Raw genomic sequence first — 15,824 nt, 5'->3', positions numbered from 1 at the left:
GTGAAGCCCGTCGTTGTCGTCGTTGCAGTCTTGCCGACCTCACGATCGGCGAGGCGTCAGCCCAGCATGCCCGCAGCCGCACGCGGCTGCGGGGTCAGCGCGTCGCCCACCCGGTCGACCAGCAGCGCCATCTCGTAGCCGACCTGGCCTACGTCGGAGCTGCGGGCGGCCAGCACGGCGAAGGACGAGCCGTCCGAGATGGACATCAGGAACAGGAAGCCATTGTCCATCTCCACGACGGTCTGCAACACCGCGCCTCCCTCGAAGCAGCGGGCTGCCCCCTGGGTCAGGCTGACCAGACCCGATGAGATCGCGGCGAGCTGGTCGGCCCGGTCGCGTGGCAGATCCCGTGACGACGCGAGGAGCAGGCCATCCGCCGAGACGGCGACCGCATGCGCGACACCGGGCACCCGGTCAGCGAAGTTGGCCAGCAGCCAACCAAGATCCTGCGTAGTTGTCATCCTTCTTGCTCCTTCTGCCCGCTCCCGGCCACCGGGCCTGAGCCAGACTGCGAGGATTGCCCTCCCGAAGTTGCCTCCGGGCTGGTCGGGGTGTCCGAGGTGCTACGCCCTCGCTGCACGCCCCGGTGGTAGGCGGAGAGCAGGCCACGAACCGCCTCCGGGGAACGACGCTGGACCGAGGTGGTGGGCTTCTCCACCGCACCCGGCACCAACTGCGCCATCGGCTTGCGCTTCGGCAGGCCGGTAGTGGTGGTTTCGCTCACCGGCACCGTGCCAGCCGCCGCCGAGGCGGCACGCCAGCCGTCGTCAGCTGCGGTCTGCCAGCCGTTGGTCTGCGGTTGTGGCCGGCGGTTCGGCAGGCTCTCGGCGAAGCCTGGGCGGGCGCCCTCGTTCGCTGTGGAGCCGTTGTCCCGCGGCGCTCCTCCGACTGTCGGAGTGTCTGCCATCGGTGTGTTACCTGTCGTCCCGGGTGGTGTCTTGTGGACTGCCCGACCGGTGGCCTCGACCGTGGCGAACTGCTGGGTCGCGGTGTCGCCGTTCGTCGCCGGCTCAGCACCGGCCGCGGCCTCCTCCGAGCCCGAGCGGCGGGTACGGAACCAGGCCGACTCGAGCTCCCGGAAGATCGGCAGCTCCATCGTCTCGTCCGCGTACCGCTGGCGGTTCTGCGCCTGCGGTTGCTGCGGCGCGGGCCGACTCTGCGGAGCTTGAGCCGGGGCCGGGGCTGGCTGCCGTGCGGCGGCCGGCTGCTCGCCGGGTCGCGGCACACGCGGCAGCTCCGTCGTCATGTCCAGAGCGGCGGCGAGCCGCTCAGGCACCGGCGGGGTCGACGCGTCCCGGTCGGCGCCCGGCACCGGCGGCCAGGCCGGAGGTGCGGGCGCGTTGGGTGCCTGCGCGGGCGGGGCGGATCGAGGTGCGAACCCGCTGAACGACTGCCCGGACGATGCGGGCGGCGCAGAGTACGGCTGCCCCGAGTAGGGCTGACCGGACGCTGGCGACGCCGACACCGGAGCGCCGTACGGCTGCCCGGAGGCGGGGGCGGCGGACACCGGCGGGCCACCGTACGGCGCACCCGAGTACGGCTGCCCGGAGTACGGCTGGCCGGAAGCGGGTGAGGCGGAGACCGGCGCGCCGGAGTAGGGCTGCGCGGAGACCGGCGGCGCCGAATACGGATGCGCCTCGGGGCTGCTCGGCAACTGACGGGGAATGGACGGCTGCTGGCCGGTGGTCGGGGTGTCGTCCCCGGCGCGGCGCTGCGGCAGCGGGTCGATCGGCTGGCCGTTGGCGGGCCGCGGGGTGAACCCGTCGCCGCCGTTGACGCCGTTCGTCCCGGCCGCACCGGTGAGGTCGGACCAGGCCGGCATCGACCGGTACGCACCGGTGTTGGCGGGCGTGCCGGCACCGTTGCGCGACGCGGGGTCGAACGGACGACCGCCGAGGGTGACCTGGTTGCCGGACTCGCTCGGGCGAGGGCCGTTGCCCAGCGCGGGCAGCGCGCCGAAGGCCGGCGCGGGTCCACCGTGCTGAGGGCTGCCGGCCGCCGGCAGGGCCGGAGGCTGCTGCACCCGGCCGGAGAGCGCCCGGGGCACCAGCACCGAGGTGGGCAGGGTCACGTCGGCGACCGTGCCGCGGTCGGAGCCGGGGCGCAGCTCGACACGGACACCATGCCGGGATGCCAACCGCGCAACCACGACCAGGCCCATCATCCGGGACACGGCCACGTCCACCTGCGGCGGCGTCGCGAGCCGCTCGTTGAGGTCGCGCAACTGCTCGTTGCTGATGCCGATACCGCGGTCCTCGACGTAGAGCGAGGAGCGGTCGCCGACCCGGCGGGCCTCGACCATCACCTGCGAGTCGGGCGGCGAGAACGCGGTGGCGTTGTCGAACAGCTCGGCGACGAGGTGCACCAGGTCGTTGACCGCGTGCGCGGAGACCTCGATGTCCCGGTCGATGACACCGAACTCGATCCGGGTGTAGTGCTCGACCTCGGACTGCGCGGCGCGCAGCACGTCGATGAGCGCGGCCGGCTCACGCTGCACACGGGTGGAGTCGGCACCGGCGAGCACCAGCAGGTTCTCGTCGTTGCGGCGCATCCGGGTGGCGAGGTGGTCGAGCTGGAACAGCTCGGCCAGCCGGTCCGGGTCTTCCTCGCCGCGCTCCAGCCGGTCGAGGTGCCCGATGAGGCGGTCGACCAGGATCTGCGAACGACGGGCCAGGTTGACGAACATGGTCGCGACGGAGGCACGCAGTGCCGCCTGCTCGGCGGCCGTGCGGACGGCTTCCAGGTGGACGGCGTTGAACGCCTCGGTCACCTGGCCGAACTCGTCCTTGCTGCGAACCGGCAGCGGCTCGGCGATCTGGTTGGCCAGCTGCACCGGGGAGAGCTGCCCGACGACCTGCGGGTCACGTAGTCGTGCCACGGCCTGGGGCAGGCCGTACTGGGCGACGGAGAGCGCACCCTGCCGCAGCTCACGCAGTGAACGGGCCATCGAGCGGGCGACCAGGTACGCGAAGAGGATGGCCAGCAGCAGCATGCTGAGCAGCAGGCCGGTCTCCAGGAACACCTGACGCTGGACGTCCGAGCGGAGGTTGTCGGCTTCGGCGACCACTTCGCCGTCGAGTTTCCTCTCGACGGCGCGGATCAGCTTGGCGTTGGCCGTCATGGCGGCTTCCCACTGGTCCGGCCCGAACGGCGCACGTTGCATGTCGCCGGTGGTGTTGCCGTCGATCCAGCCGGTGTAGTTCTGCGCCTCCCGGCGGTCGCCGCCCGCGACCGTCTGGTCGTGGAACTTCGCGTCGTCCGGTGTGGCGACGGCCTTGAAGCTCTGCAGTGCCTGCTGCTGGCCGGTGCCACTGGCGATGTAGTCGGTGCGCAGCGCCGGAGTCAGGCGCTTTCCACCCTTGACACCCAGCGCGCGGTGCACCACGACCCGGCGTGCGGCGAGGAACTCCTTCTCCCGGGCGACCGCCGCGGCGGCGCGCATCCGGTCGCTCAGGTCGTTGTTACCGGCGAGCTGCGTGGCCGAGTCACGGATGGCGAGCAGGTCACTGATCAGACCCTCGTACGCCTGGACGGTCTCGGTGAGCGCAAGCTTGCCGTTGAACACCTGACTGCGGATGCCCGACAGGTCCCGCAGGTTCTGGTCGATGCCGTCGAGCAGCGTATCCAGGCTGCCCGGCAGGTCCTCGACTTCGGCCCGCTGCTGCCGGTAGGGGCGCATCTCCTGGTCTACCCGGGAGTTCACCCGGTTGTAGGCCTCCTGGTACTGCGCCGTCGGCTGCGTCCCGTCCGCCCCCAGCAGCAGCACGGCGGCGGTCCGCTCGTCCTGCAGTGTGTCGACCAGGTTGCCCGAATAGCTCGACAGGTTGGCCAGGTCGCCAGCTCGGTTGGCATTGTTGAGCGTCTCCACGTGGTCGACAAGACCACTGGTGCCCACCACGACCGTGGCGATGGTCGGCACGATCATGATGAGACCGAGCTTGGACCAGATCGGCATGTCCCGGAGCCGGCTGGCCGGCCGGCGCAGCCGCGACAGGAAGGAGCCCGCCGTCTGAGGCCGTTTGCTCACGTCACCGCCCTCGCGATTACAGCTTCAACGCGTTGCCCCGGGCAACGCTCAGCGACCGACCCGGCGGGTCGGACCCCCGAGATTCCATCACGCCGGTCCGCAAGAAGAAAGCCCAGGTTGTCACCTGCCGAAGGTGTGATGTGATGTTGATGCGATTTGATAGCAGTCCGTCTGGCCGGAGTAACTGAAGGTAATGAAACATCCGCACCGCGTTGTCCTGCTCGCCGGCCCCTCCGGCTCCGGAAAGTCGTACATAGCGCAGCAAACCGGGTTACCGGTGCTCTGCTTGGACGACTTCTACAAAGACGGCGATGACCCTACGTTGCCGCGACGAAACGGCCAGGTGGATTGGGAATCGCCGCAGTCCTGGGATGCTCCGACGGCGGTGGAAATCATTGCCCGACTAGCTCGCGACGGTCGAGCCGATGTGCCGGTTTATGCGATCGGCGCAGATCGACGGGTGGCCACCCGGCCATTTGATGTCGCCGGATCGCCACTTTTCGTGGCCGAAGGGATTTTCGCCGCGGAGATCGTCGATGAGTGCCGGCGCCGAGGACTGCTCGCCGGGGCGTACGCGCTGCGTCGACCACGCGGCGCGACGTTCCTGCGTCGGCTGGCCCGCGACCTGTCCGAGCAGCGCAAGGCGCCCCGGGTGCTGGTCCGGCGCGGCGTGGCGCTCCTTCGGGCCGAGCCCGCGGTGTTGCGTCGGCAGACCGGGTTGGGCGCGGAGGCGGCCCGCGCCAGGGAGGTGCTGCACCGAGTGGCCGGGCTGCTCGCCGGCCACCCGCACGGCTGAGGAGATCAAGCCAGCAGCTTGGCGTACGCCGGCTTGATCACCTCATCGATGATCCGCAGCCGCTCGTCGAACGGGATGAAGGCGCTCTTCATCGCGTTGATCGTGAACCACTGCAGCTCCTTCCAGCCGTAGCCGAACGTGTCCACCAGCAGCGACATCTCCCGCGACATCGAGGTGCCGCTCATCAGCCGGTTGTCGGTGTTGACGGTGGCCCGGAACCGTAGGTCCCGCAGCAGGCCGATCGGGTGGTCCGCGATCGAGGCCACCGCGCCGGTCTGCACGTTCGACGAGGGGCACAGTTCCAGGGGGATCCGCTTGTCCCGGACGTACGCGGCCAACCGGCCGAGCGCGCCGTCGGGAGCGATGTCGTCGACGATTCGCACGCCGTGGCCGAGCCGGTCCGCTCCGCACCACTGGATGGCCTGCCAGATCGACGGCAGACCGAACGCCTCGCCGGCGTGGATGGTGAAGTGGAAGTTTTCCCGCTGCAGGTACTCGAAGGCGTCCAGGTGCCGGGTGGGCGGGAAGCCCGCCTCGGCGCCGGCGATGTCGAAGCCGACCACACCGGCGTCCCGGTGCCGCACGGCCAGCTCGGCGATCTCCTGGGAGCGGGCGGCGTGCCGCATCGCGGTGAGCAGTGTGCCCACCCGGATGGTCAGGCCCGCCTCGACAGCCTGGGCGGTGCCTTCGGCGAACCCGGCCAGCACCGCCTCGACCACCTCGTCCAGGCTGAGGTCCTGCTCCAGGTGCTGTTCCGGGGCAAAGCGCACCTCGGCGTAGACCACTCCGTCGGCGGCCAGGTCCAGCGCGCACTCCCGGGCCACCCGACGCAGCGCGGGCGCGGTCTGCATGACCGCCACGGTGTGCGCGAATGTCTCAAGGTAACGCTCCAGCGAGCCGGAGTCGGCCGCGTCCACGAACCAACGTCCGAGCGCCTCGGGATCGGTGGTGGGCAGCTCGTGGCCCACCTCGGCGGCCAGGTCGACGATCGTCGCCGGCCGCAGCCCGCCGTCAAGGTGGTCGTGCAGCAGCGCCTTCGGAACCTTGACGATGTCCTCGTACTGGATAGTTGCGACCATGCTCAGACCCTAGTCAGCCCGCTCTGGCCAACCGAGCAAGGCCACTCATCCGGGCCAGCCGTAGATGCGTTCGACGGCGAGCATTTCGATGACATGTCAACCAAGCGGCTAAGCTGGACGGCATGGACGCGCCACGGTCGCTGGGCGAGCCCACCGGGCGGGCTCCCCGCCCCCGACAGGGCCCGGCGGCCTGACATGGACCCCCGCATCCTCGACCAGCTGCGCTGCCCGGTCTGCGGCGAACCGCTAGGGCAGGCCACCGATACGAGGGCCCTGCGCTGCCCGCGCCGGCACAGCTTCGACATCGCGCGCCAGGGCTACGTCAACCTGCTCGCCGGTCGCTCCCCGCACGTCGGCGACACCGCCGAGATGGTCGCCGCACGGGCGGACTTCCTCGCCGCCGGGCACTACGACGTCATCTCGGACGCCCTCGCCGCTGCCGCGACGCAGGCCACCGTCCGGCTCCGCGCGTCGGCCGCGACGTCGCCGCGACCTGCCCCGTCCGCCCTTTGCTCTGCTTCAACCGAGGCAACGGTGGCCGGGCAGAACCGTTGCCTGGAGGTAAGCAGAGCAAAGGACACGACGGCAGGGGTACGGGTCGAACCGCCGGCACCCGACTTCGGGGCGTACCCCCTGGTGGTGGATGCCGGCGCCGGCACCGGCCGGTATCTCGGCGCGGTGCTGGCGGCGCTGCCGGAGGCCGTGGGTCTGGCCCTGGACGTGTCCAAGCCGGCGCTGCGCCGCGCGGCCCGCGCGCATCCCCGGGCCGCCGCCGCGCTCGCCGACACCTGGCAGCGGCTGCCGCTGGCGGACGCCTCGACCGCCGTGCTGCTGAACGTCTTCGCCCCACGCAACGGCCCGGAGTTCCACCGGGTGCTCGACCCGGCCGGCACGCTACTGGTGGTCACGCCCGACACCGACCACCTCACCGAGCTGGTGGATGCCCTGGACCTGCTGCGAGTGGACCCGGACAAGGCGGACCGGGTGGCCGGCAGCCTGAGTGGGCACTTCACACCGGTCAGCTCGGCGGCGCACCGGGCGGAGTTGACCCTGAACCGGCCGGAGGCCGCCAGCCTGGTGGGGATGGGCCCGAGCGCCTGGCACACCGACCCGGGTGCGCTCACCGCCCGGCTGGCCACGCTGCCCGAGCCGGTCCGGGTGACCGTGGCGGTTCGGGTGGACGCGTACCGACCCCGCTGAGCTCAGGTGGAGAGGTCGACCTCTTCCCAGCCGGGCGGTTCGTCGTGGTAGGGCCCGCGCAGGATCACCGCCCACTCCAGCGCCCAGCGCCGCTGCCCGATCGCGTTCGCGTCGATCAGACCCGGCACCGGCCGGCCGCTGCGCTCGGTCTCCAGGTACGCCCAGTCCAGGCAGTAGTGCAGGTCGAGCAGGGCAGCCGCGTCGGCCGGGTGCTGCGGCGCCGCGAGGATCCGGGAACGCCAGTGCGGGAACGTCTCCCCCTCGGCGAGGTGCGGCAGCCGCTCGACCAGCCGCTCGTCGACGGCCAGGGTGGGGTCGAGCTGCTTGCTCAACCCGAGCACCCAGGCCAGCGCGAACAGCGCGTCGTGGTGCAGCACGAACGAGCGGTGGTCGCCCTTGCCGCCCATCACGAACTGCCACTCCGGCGGGGTGACCATCTCGACCAGGTGCGAGCCGAGGAGCCAGCTCATCGCCGACTGCGGGGGCATCCCGAAACAGCGGGCCAGGATGAGGTGAAGCACGGCGATCCGCGCCTCGATCTCCACCGTGGGGCGCAGTTCGATCTCGTCACCCGGCTCCCAGACGAGCGGAAACTGGGCTGGTGGCAACGGCAGGCCGAGCCGGGACAGCTCGTCCAGGCTCGCCTCGCGCACCTCACGTGGGTCGGGGGCAGCAACGGTCACGGCGGATCTTCCTGTCTGCTCGCGCCGGCTCAAGGCCGGTGGTCCCCCCTTGGCCTGCGACAATAGCGCTCCCAGGTGATCGGCACCACGCCACCCCGACCTACGTTTCGATCAGCCGATGCGCTCGATGACCAGCGGCGTCGACGCCGCAGCGGTCGGCGCGATCCGCACCGCGTTGGCAGCCTCGGCCAGCGCCGCCGGAATCCGCGTCGCGTCCTCGGCCCGCAGCTCGTAGAGGGGGTCACCGGCCCGCACCGCGTCGCCCGGCCGCTTGTGCAACACCACACCGGCCGGCACGCTGACCGGGTCCTCCTTGCGGGCCCGACCCGCGCCGAGCCGCCACGCCGCAACACCCATGGCGTACGCGTCGATGGCCGCGACGTGCCCGTCCCGCTCGGCGCGGACCACCTCGACCTCGGCGGCCTCCGGCATCGGCGCGTCCGGGTCGCCACCCTGTGCCCGGATCATCGCCCGCCAGGAGTCCATCGCCCGGCCGTCCCGCAGCGCCGCCGCCGGATCGGCGTCCGGCAGGCCGGCAGCGTCGAGCATCTCCCGGGCCAGCGCGAGCGTCAGCTCCACCACGTCGGCCGGCCCACCACCGGCCAGCACCTCGACCGACTCGGTCACCTCGACCGCGTTGCCGATGGCCAGGCCGAGCGGGGTGGACATGTCGGTGAGCAGAGCGACCGTCCGCACGCCGTGCGCACCGCCCAGCTCGACCATGGTGCGAGCCAGCTCGCGGGCCTGGTCGACGGACTTCATGAAGGCACCCGAGCCGACCTTGACGTCGAGGACCAGCGCGCCCGTGCCCTCGGCGATCTTCTTGCTCATGATCGAGCTGGCGATGAGCGGGATGGCCTCCACGGTGCCGGTCACGTCGCGCAGCGCATACAGCTTGCGGTCGGCGGGGGCGAGCCCGGCACCTGCCGCGCAGATCACCGCGCCGACCTCGTCCAGTTGGGCGATGAACTCGTCGTTGCTCACCGTGGCCCGCCAGCCAGGAATGGACTCCAACTTGTCCAAGGTGCCGCCGGTGTGCCCGAGACCCCGGCCGCTCAACTGCGGTACCGCCGCACCGCACGCCGCCACCAGCGGGGTGAGCGGCAGAGTGATCTTGTCGCCGACGCCGCCGGTGGAGTGCTTGTCGACCGTCGGCCGGCGTACCGCCGAGAGGTCCAGCCGCTCACCGCTGGCGATCATCGCGGCGGTCCATCGGGCGATCTCCGGCCCGGTCATGCCGTTGAGCAGGATCGCCATCGCCAGCGCGGACATCTGCTCGTCGGCGACAACCCCCCGGGTGTACGCGTCGACCACCCAGTCGATCTGCGCGTCCGACAGCACACCCCCGTCCCGCTTGACCCGAATAACGTCAACAGCAGCAAAACCACTACTCATCAGAAGATCTTCCCTAGTCGAATGGCGGAACCCCGCCGCGGCCGTTGACCACGACGGGGCCGGGGCCGACCGTGCCCGGCGGAGGGATCAAGCCTGACCGCCCGGAGCCGGGCACGGTCGGCCCAATCCCCAAAGCTCAAGCCCAGCGGACCGGGATCTCCGCCGGCGGCTCACCCTCGCCGGCCCAGAAGATGGTGCCGGTCGCGTCCACCACGACCACCCGGGGCGATCGCGCCAGGCCCCAGGTGATCGCCTCGGCCGGGTCGTCCCAGCTCGGCGCCTCCTCCAGCACGCCGGTCTCGGCGCCGGCGTCGTCTCCGGCCGACCGTTCCCAGTACGCCGTCCAGACCTGCTGGCCGGCGGACATGTCCGGGTGCACGAAGACGGTGCCGCGCCCCCGCCAGGCGGCCAGCCGCTCCGGGACCACCGGCACCGGCGTCTCCCCGGTCACGGCCTCCAGGTCCTCCACGCCGAAGGCGTACGGCAGCAGCTCGGCCATCCGCAGCGGGCGGGTCTTGCTCTCGATCAGGCACTCCGGCCCGCCATGCTCCCAGAGCAGCTGCCGACAGCGGCCACACGGCATCAGCGGCTCGCCGGTGGCGTCGACGCAGGAGAGCGCAACGAGCCGTCCGCCGCCGGTGGCGTGCAGGCTGGAGATCACGCCGCACTCGGCGCAGAGCGTCACCCCGTACGCGGCGTTCTCCACGTTGCAGCCGACCACCACGCGGCCGTCGTCGACCAGCGCGGCCGCGCCGACCGGGAACGTCGAGTACGGCGCGTACGCGTGCCGCATCGCGTCGGTGGCGGCGGCGCGCAACCGCGCCCAGTCAATGTCGGTCATGCCATCATTCTGCCGAAGTAACCCAGGTCAGGAGCGGCCGGGTCGACGGGCAGGCGTAGCGTTCGCCCGACCCGTCGTTGTCGCACCGTCGGCTGGGGGCACAGCTCGGGGCGTCAGCCCTTGATGTACGGCTTGCCGTCGGCGGCCGGTGCCCGGACCCGGCCGACCAGCCCGGCGACCGCCAGAATGGTCGCCAGGTAGGGCAACATTGCCAGGAACTGGCTGGGGATGGAGCTGCTGATCGCGCCCAGGTAGGTGGCGAGTTGGTCGGCGAAACCGAAGAAGAGCGCGGCGAGCAGCGCACCGGTCGGGTTCCAGCGGCCGAAGATCAGCGCGGCCAGTGCGATGAAGCCCTTGCCACCGATCATGTTCTTGGTGAACGAGTAGAGCGCCAGCGTGTACGACGCGCCGCCGATTCCGGCGACCACGCCGGCCAGCAGCACGTTGCGGTAGCGCACCCGCAGCACCTTGACGCCGAGCGTGTCGGCGGCGATCGGGTGCTCGCCGACCGAGCGGGTACGCAGGCCCCACCGGGTGCGGAACAACCCGATGTGGATCACCAGCACCAGCAGCAGCCCGACGTAGAGGAAGATGTTGCCGCGGAACAGCGCCGGCCCGATCACCGGAATGTCCTTCAGCAGCGGGATCTCCCAGTTGCTGAAGCGGGGCGCGCTGTTGTACTTCGCCGCGTCGGTCTGCATCAGCCGCTCGTAGAGGAAGCCGGTGACGCCGACCGCCAGCAGGTTCAGCACGATGCCCATGACGACCTGGTCGACCAGGTAGCGGATGGCGAAGACGGCCAGCAGCAGCGAGATGAACGCGCCGCCGAGGGCGGCGGCGACAAGACCCACCCAGACGCTGCCGGAGATGCTGCCGAAGAGCGCGCCGCTGAAGGCGCCCATCAGCAACTGGCCCTCGATGGCCACGTTGACCACACCGGACCGTTCGCAGAGCACCCCGGCGAGCGCACCGAAGATCAGCGGCAGGGCCAGGATGAACGTGCCCCGGATGATGTTGACCAGCGGCATGAAGTTCTGCCCGGCCGGTGCGGCGGAGACCTGCCAGCAGAGGAACGAGAGCACGAAGCCGACGAGCCCGACGCCGAGCACGGGCAGGAACCACCGCTTCGGTACGCCGGCGAGCAGCGCCGCGCCGGCGGCGATCGCGATGATCCCGAACAGGATCGCCCCGATCGTGCCGTTGATCTCCAGTGCGGCGCCGGCTGCGTCGTCGCTGAGCGTGAACCGGGCCTGCTGGTCGGTGGCGAGCGCGCCGAAGAGCACCGCGGCCAGCAGGCCGAGCCCCAGCAGCGTGAGGCCGACCTTGCGGCTACGGGTCCAGAAGCCCTCGTCGACCGGGGCGACTGCGATGTCGGGGACAGCCATGGTGGACATGAGTTACCAGCCCTTCGCCAGGCTCGTCTGCAACCGGGCGGCTCGCGCGGCCCGGAGCTGGAAGATCGCCTTCACCAGGGCCGGCGCGGCGATGAAGATGACGATCAGCGCCTGGAGCACGGTCACCAGCTCCAGCGAGATCCCGGAGTACGACTGCATCCGGTTGCCACCGGCCTGGAGCGCCCCGAACAGCAGCGCGGCCAGGAGCACCCCCCAGGGCTTCACCCGCCCCAAGAGCGCCACCAGGATGCCGTCGAAGCCGATCTGCGCGACCACCAGCGGGGTCAACGCGCTGGCGGTGGAGCCGAGCACCATGTTCGAGCCGCCGAGGCCCGCCAGGATGCCGGCGAAAACCATGATCAGGATGTACGTCCGTGTGACGCTGATGCCGGCGGTACGGGCGGCGTCCGGGTTGGCGCCGACCGCGCGCAGCTCGAAGCCGAGCGTCGAGCGGTTCAGCAGCCAGGCGACCGCCCAGGTGGCCAACACGGCGAGCAGGATGCCGGCGTGCACCCGCAGGTTGTCGCCGAGCAGTCGGGGCAGCTGGGCGGAGGTGTCCACCGCCTTGCTGATCGCGTCGGTCCGGGTCGGGTCCTGCACGCCGTTCTGCACGATCAGCCAGGTGAGGAAGTACGTGGCGACGTAGTTGAGCATGATCGTGTTGATCACCTCATGCGCGCCGGCGCGGGCCTTGAGGATGCCGGGGATGAAACCCCAGACCGCCCCGCCCAGGGCACCGGCCAGCACCGCCACCAGCAGGTGCAGCCCGGGCGGCAGGGGCAGCAGGAAACCGGCCAGCGCCGCCATGATCACGCCGATGGTGGCCTGGCCCTGTGCACCGATGTTGAACAGGCCGCCACGGAAGGCCAGCGCCACCGACAGGCCGGTGAAGACCAGCGGCGCGGCGTAGGTGAGCGTCTCGGAGATCGGCGCGAGCACGGGCTCCCAGCCGTTGCTGCCGTTCAGCCAGCCGGAGAACGCCTCGGGGTCGAAGACCGAGCCCTTGAAGAGGTTCGCGTACGCCTCACTGACCAGCGTCCAACTGGAATTGAGCGCGTCGGACGGGCGGGAGGTGATGTAGGAGTAGGTGGAGAGCACCGTCGGATCAGAAATGATCATCAGCACCGCGCCGACCACGATCGCCAGCACCAACGACAACAGCGTCACCGTGAAGGTGTTGGCCGCCCAGAGGTTGTCCAGGAACAACCGGCCCAGGCTCGGCTTCGGCTTCGGCTCCGACTCGGGCTCCGGGCGGCTCGGCTCGGTCGCCAACTCGGCCCGTTCGGTGTTGCCGAGCGCGTTCTGCGCGGCCTGCGCCTCGCTCGCCGGCTCCTTGTCCGGGGAGCCCGACTGCGGGTTGGGGTTGCTGGTCATGCCTCGTCCTCGCTCGCGGAACCGTCGGCGCTCGCCGGGCCCTCGTCGGGTGCCGCGACGGCGTCGTGGGCCACGTCCGGGGTGATGCCGGCCATCAGCAGGCCGATCTGCTCACGGGGGGTGTCCGGGCCGACGATGCCGATGATCCGACCGCGGTACATCACCGCGATCCGGTCGGCCAGCCCGATCACCTCGTCGAGTTCGCTGGAGACCACCATGACGGCGGTGCCGATGTCCCGCTCGCGGATGATCTGGCTGTGGATGAATTCGATGGATCCGACGTCGACGCCGCGGGTCGGCTGGGCGGCGATGAAGAGCTTCAGCGGCCGGGACAGCTCCCGGGCCACGATCACCTTCTGCTGGTTGCCGCCGGAGAGGGTGCCCACCGCCGCGTCGGCCGATGAGGTGCGGACGTCGAACTGCTCGATCCGCTCCTTCGCGGAGGCCGCGATGGCGTCCGGCTTGAGCGCGAGTCCCGCACCGAACGGCGGCCGGTCGTAGATGTCCAGCACCAGGTTCTCCGCGACGCTGAACTCCTTGACCAGGCCGTCCACGCTGCGGTCCTCGGGCACGTAGCCGACGCCCGCGCGGAGCACCTTCTTGGTCTTCCAGCCGTCGATCCGGTCGCCGACCAGGCTGACCGTGCCGGCGAGCACCGGGCGCAGGCCCATGATCGCCTCGATCAGCTCGGTCTGACCGTTGCCCTGTACGCCCGCCACACCGAGCACCTCGCCGGCGCGCACGGTCAGGTCCACCCCGTCGACCGCTCGGATCTGCCGGTCGTCGTCGACGACGAGCCCGGCCACCTCCAGCACCGGGTCGCCCGGCGTGGCCGGGGACTTGTCGACGGTGAGCCGGACGTTGCGCCCGACCATCAGCGCGGCCAACTCGTCCCGGCTGGCCTCCGGCGAGGCGGTACCGACGGTCTTTCCGCGTCGGATCACCGTGATCCGGTCGGCGATGGCCTTGACCTCGCCGAGTTTGTGGGTGATGAAGACGATCGACTTGCCGGCCGCCTTGAGCGACCGCATGACCGTCAGCAGTTCTTCGGTCTCCTGGGGGGTGAGCACGGCCGTCGGCTCGTCCAGGATGAGTAGGTCGACGTTGCGGGTGAGCGCCTTGACGATCTCGACGCGCTGCTGGATGCCGACCGGCAGGTCCTCGATCACCGCGTCCGGATCGACCTGGAGGTTGTAGCGCTCGGACACCTCGGTGACCTCGCGTTTGGCCCGGCGTCGGTCCAGGAAGCCGGCGATGCCGCCCTTGACCTGCTCGGCGCCGAGCATGATGTTTTCGGCCACGGTGAAGACCGGCACCAGCATGAAGTGCTGGTGCACCATGCCGATCCCGGCGGCGATCGCGTCGGACGGGCCCTTCAGCTTCAGCGGCTTGCCGTCGACCAGGATCTCGCCCTCGTCGGGCTGATAGAGCCCGTAGAGCACGTTCATCAGGGTCGACTTGCCCGCGCCGTTCTCGCCGAGCAGGGCGTGAATCTCTCCAGGCTCCACCGTCAGATCGATGTGGTCGTTGGCGACCAGATCACCGAACCTCTTGGTGATGCCGCGCAGTTCGAGTCTCAGCGCAACCTCCTGGAGTGCGAGCGATGGTGCAGCCTAGCTGCCGTCGATCCGGCCGGACCGGCCTGGCCGACGTGGTGCGCGATCCGGCCGCTCCGGCCCCCGCGGGTAACCCGCAGGGGCCAGAGCGGCCGGCTCGGTCGTACCTGTCCCCCGACCCCTGGTGATGATCTCACCGGAGGGGCCGGCCGGTTGTCACTTGGTCGGCTGGGCCTTCGAGGTGACGGTGATGGTGCCAGCGGCGATGTCCGCCTTGATCTTGTCGACCTCGGCCTTCAGCTCGGCCGGAACCTTGCTGTCGAAGTCGTGGTACGGGGCGATCGAGACACCGGAGTTGGCCAGGGTGCCCACGAAGCCCGGCTTGGCCTGCAGCTTCTCGCCACCGGCGGCCTTCAGCACGGCCTCCTTGACGGCCTCCGGGATGTTCTTGACCACGGTGGTGATGATCGCGGAGCAGTCCGGCGTGCTCTCGCAGCCGTCGACGTCCACCCAGATGGTGTTGTACTTGCCACCCGAGGCCTTGGCCGCGGAGGTGGTGCCGAGGCCGGCGCCGCCGGCGACCGGCATGATGATGTCCGCACCCTGGGCGACCAGCGCGTCGGAGACCTTCTTGCCCTCGTCCTGCTTGGCGAAGTCGTTGGTGAAGGAGCCCTTCTGGGTCTCCTTGTTCCAGCCCAGCGCCTGGACGTTCTTCTTCTTGGTGGTGTTGTAGTACGTCACACCGTCGACGAAGCCATCCATGAAGATGGTCACCGGCGGGATCGGCAGACCACCGTAGGTGCCCACCTTGCCGCTCTTGCTCATCCCGGCGGCCAGGTAGCCCGCCTGGAACGCGGCCTGGGCGGTGTCGAACTGCATCGGGTAGACGTTGGCGTCACCCGGGTTGGCGTCGACGATGCCGAACGCCTGGTTCGGGTTCGCCTTGGCGATCTTCGAGGTGGCGTTGGCCATCAGGCCGCCGACCGCCAGGATGAAGTCGCACTTCTGGTTGACGTACTGCGTCAGGTTCGGCTCGTAGTCGGCCTCGGCCTTCGACGCGACGAACTTGGTCTCGATGTTGCTGTTGGCGGCCTTGGCCTCCTCGAGACCCTTCCAGGCCGAGGTGTTGAACGACTTGTCGTCGATGCCACCGACGTCGGTCACCATGCAGGCGCTGAACTTCTTGGCGCCACTGCCGGCGTTCTTGTCATCATCGGGGGCCTCGCCACAAGCGGCGGCGGTGAGCGCGAGCCCACCCACCGCGACGATCGAGGCGATCCGCATCCCACGCACCGAGCGCAAGACGTCTCCTTCCCATTGCACACCGCGCCTAGTGCGGTGGCAGCCATCAGCCGACCTGCGGTATGCCGCCGGCTGTCCCACGTTACGGACGGGAGCGTACGCCCGCGTCCACCCACCGGCCGACAATCGTGCACGACTGTTGAGCGCCTGTTACCCGCGTGTAACCCTTGCGTGGGG

The 15,824-nt window shown here is 70.4% G+C and carries 12 protein-coding genes; 2 read left to right on the top strand and 10 right to left on the bottom strand.

Annotated elements, in window-relative coordinates:
- Positions 1-56: 56 nt before the first annotated feature.
- The gene (locus PCA76_RS04020) at positions 57-461 is read right to left on the bottom strand and encodes a roadblock/LC7 domain-containing protein (RefSeq protein ID WP_030329023.1); all 405 of its coding nucleotides are present in this window, start codon (positions 459-461) and stop codon (positions 57-59) included.
- Positions 458-4,027, bottom strand: coding sequence for a sensor histidine kinase (locus PCA76_RS04015; protein WP_272615374.1), 3,570 nt, complete (start codon positions 4,025-4,027; stop codon positions 458-460). Before PCA76_RS04015 ends, PCA76_RS04020 begins: the two co-directional genes overlap by 4 nt.
- A 502-nt stretch (positions 4,028-4,529) precedes the next feature.
- Here PCA76_RS04015 and PCA76_RS04010 point away from each other — a divergent pair.
- Positions 4,530-4,823 carry a hypothetical protein gene (locus tag PCA76_RS04010; RefSeq protein WP_272615373.1) on the top strand — a complete coding sequence of 98 codons (294 nt, stop codon included), beginning with the start codon at positions 4,530-4,532 and terminating at the stop codon, positions 4,821-4,823.
- Between the two features lie 5 nt (positions 4,824-4,828).
- Here PCA76_RS04010 and PCA76_RS04005 read toward each other — a convergent pair whose 3' ends face one another.
- On the bottom strand, positions 4,829-5,902 hold the full coding sequence (locus tag PCA76_RS04005; RefSeq protein ID WP_272615372.1) for an adenosine deaminase: 1,074 nt from the start codon (positions 5,900-5,902) through the stop codon (positions 4,829-4,831).
- 195 nt (positions 5,903-6,097) lie between these two features.
- On the opposite strand from PCA76_RS04005, the gene PCA76_RS04000 reads away from it, so the two are divergent.
- Entirely contained in the window at positions 6,098-7,102 is a 1,005-nt protein-coding gene (locus PCA76_RS04000; RefSeq protein WP_272615371.1) for a putative RNA methyltransferase, read from the top strand.
- A gap of 2 nt (positions 7,103-7,104) precedes the next feature.
- Here PCA76_RS04000 and PCA76_RS03995 read toward each other — a convergent pair whose 3' ends face one another.
- The 7 genes from PCA76_RS03995 to PCA76_RS03965 form a co-directional block, all read right to left on the bottom strand.
- Positions 7,105-7,785, bottom strand: coding sequence for a DUF4272 domain-containing protein (locus PCA76_RS03995; protein ID WP_272615369.1), 681 nt, complete (start codon positions 7,783-7,785; stop codon positions 7,105-7,107).
- Between the two features lie 111 nt (positions 7,786-7,896).
- The gene (locus PCA76_RS03990) at positions 7,897-9,180 is read right to left on the bottom strand and encodes a thymidine phosphorylase (RefSeq protein WP_272615367.1); all 1,284 of its coding nucleotides are present in this window, start codon (positions 9,178-9,180) and stop codon (positions 7,897-7,899) included.
- 136 nt (positions 9,181-9,316) lie between these two features.
- Entirely contained in the window at positions 9,317-10,021 is a 705-nt protein-coding gene (locus PCA76_RS03985) for a cytidine deaminase (protein ID WP_272615365.1), read from the bottom strand.
- A 113-nt stretch (positions 10,022-10,134) separates the two neighbouring features.
- Positions 10,135-11,415 carry an ABC transporter permease gene (locus PCA76_RS03980; RefSeq protein WP_272615363.1) on the bottom strand — a complete coding sequence of 427 codons (1,281 nt, stop codon included), beginning with the start codon at positions 11,413-11,415 and terminating at the stop codon, positions 10,135-10,137.
- A gap of 3 nt (positions 11,416-11,418) precedes the next feature.
- Positions 11,419-12,789 (bottom strand): ABC transporter permease, encoded by a 1,371-nt coding sequence (locus PCA76_RS03975; protein WP_272615362.1) that lies wholly within the window; start codon positions 12,787-12,789, stop codon positions 11,419-11,421.
- A complete protein-coding gene (locus PCA76_RS03970; RefSeq protein ID WP_336298071.1) occupies positions 12,786-14,309 on the bottom strand; it encodes an ABC transporter ATP-binding protein in 1,524 nt (507 codons plus the stop codon). The genes PCA76_RS03975 and PCA76_RS03970 overlap by 4 nt, the downstream gene beginning before the upstream one ends.
- Before the next feature lie 252 nt (positions 14,310-14,561).
- Positions 14,562-15,629 (bottom strand): BMP family lipoprotein, encoded by a 1,068-nt coding sequence (locus PCA76_RS03965; RefSeq protein WP_272619165.1) that lies wholly within the window; start codon positions 15,627-15,629, stop codon positions 14,562-14,564.
- Positions 15,630-15,824 lie beyond the last annotated feature (195 nt).

The organism is Micromonospora sp. LH3U1, from assembly GCF_028475105.1.
Classification (GTDB): domain Bacteria; phylum Actinomycetota; class Actinomycetes; order Mycobacteriales; family Micromonosporaceae; genus Micromonospora.
Note: the sequence above shows the minus strand (reverse complement) of the source record. Positions and strands in the feature narration are given on the sequence as shown.

What these genes read in the sequence shown, in the direction of transcription:
- PCA76_RS03980 (WP_272615363.1), bottom strand. Translation starts at nt 11,415, where the DNA reads ATGTCCACCATGGCTGTCCCCGACATCGCAGTCGCCCCGGTCGACGAG.
- PCA76_RS03965 (WP_272619165.1), bottom strand. Translation starts at nt 15,629, where the DNA reads ATGCGGATCGCCTCGATCGTCGCGGTGGGTGGGCTCGCGCTCACCGCC.
- PCA76_RS04000 (WP_272615371.1), top strand. Translation starts at nt 6,098, where the DNA reads ATGGACCCCCGCATCCTCGACCAGCTGCGCTGCCCGGTCTGCGGCGAA.
- PCA76_RS03975 (WP_272615362.1), bottom strand. Translation starts at nt 12,789, where the DNA reads ATGACCAGCAACCCCAACCCGCAGTCGGGCTCCCCGGACAAGGAGCCG.
- PCA76_RS04020 (WP_030329023.1), bottom strand. Translation starts at nt 461, where the DNA reads ATGACAACTACGCAGGATCTTGGTTGGCTGCTGGCCAACTTCGCTGAC.
- PCA76_RS03990 (WP_272615367.1), bottom strand. Translation starts at nt 9,180, where the DNA reads ATGAGTAGTGGTTTTGCTGCTGTTGACGTTATTCGGGTCAAGCGGGAC.
- PCA76_RS03985 (WP_272615365.1), bottom strand. Translation starts at nt 10,021, where the DNA reads ATGACCGACATTGACTGGGCGCGGTTGCGCGCCGCCGCCACCGACGCG.
- PCA76_RS04005 (WP_272615372.1), bottom strand. Translation starts at nt 5,902, where the DNA reads ATGGTCGCAACTATCCAGTACGAGGACATCGTCAAGGTTCCGAAGGCG.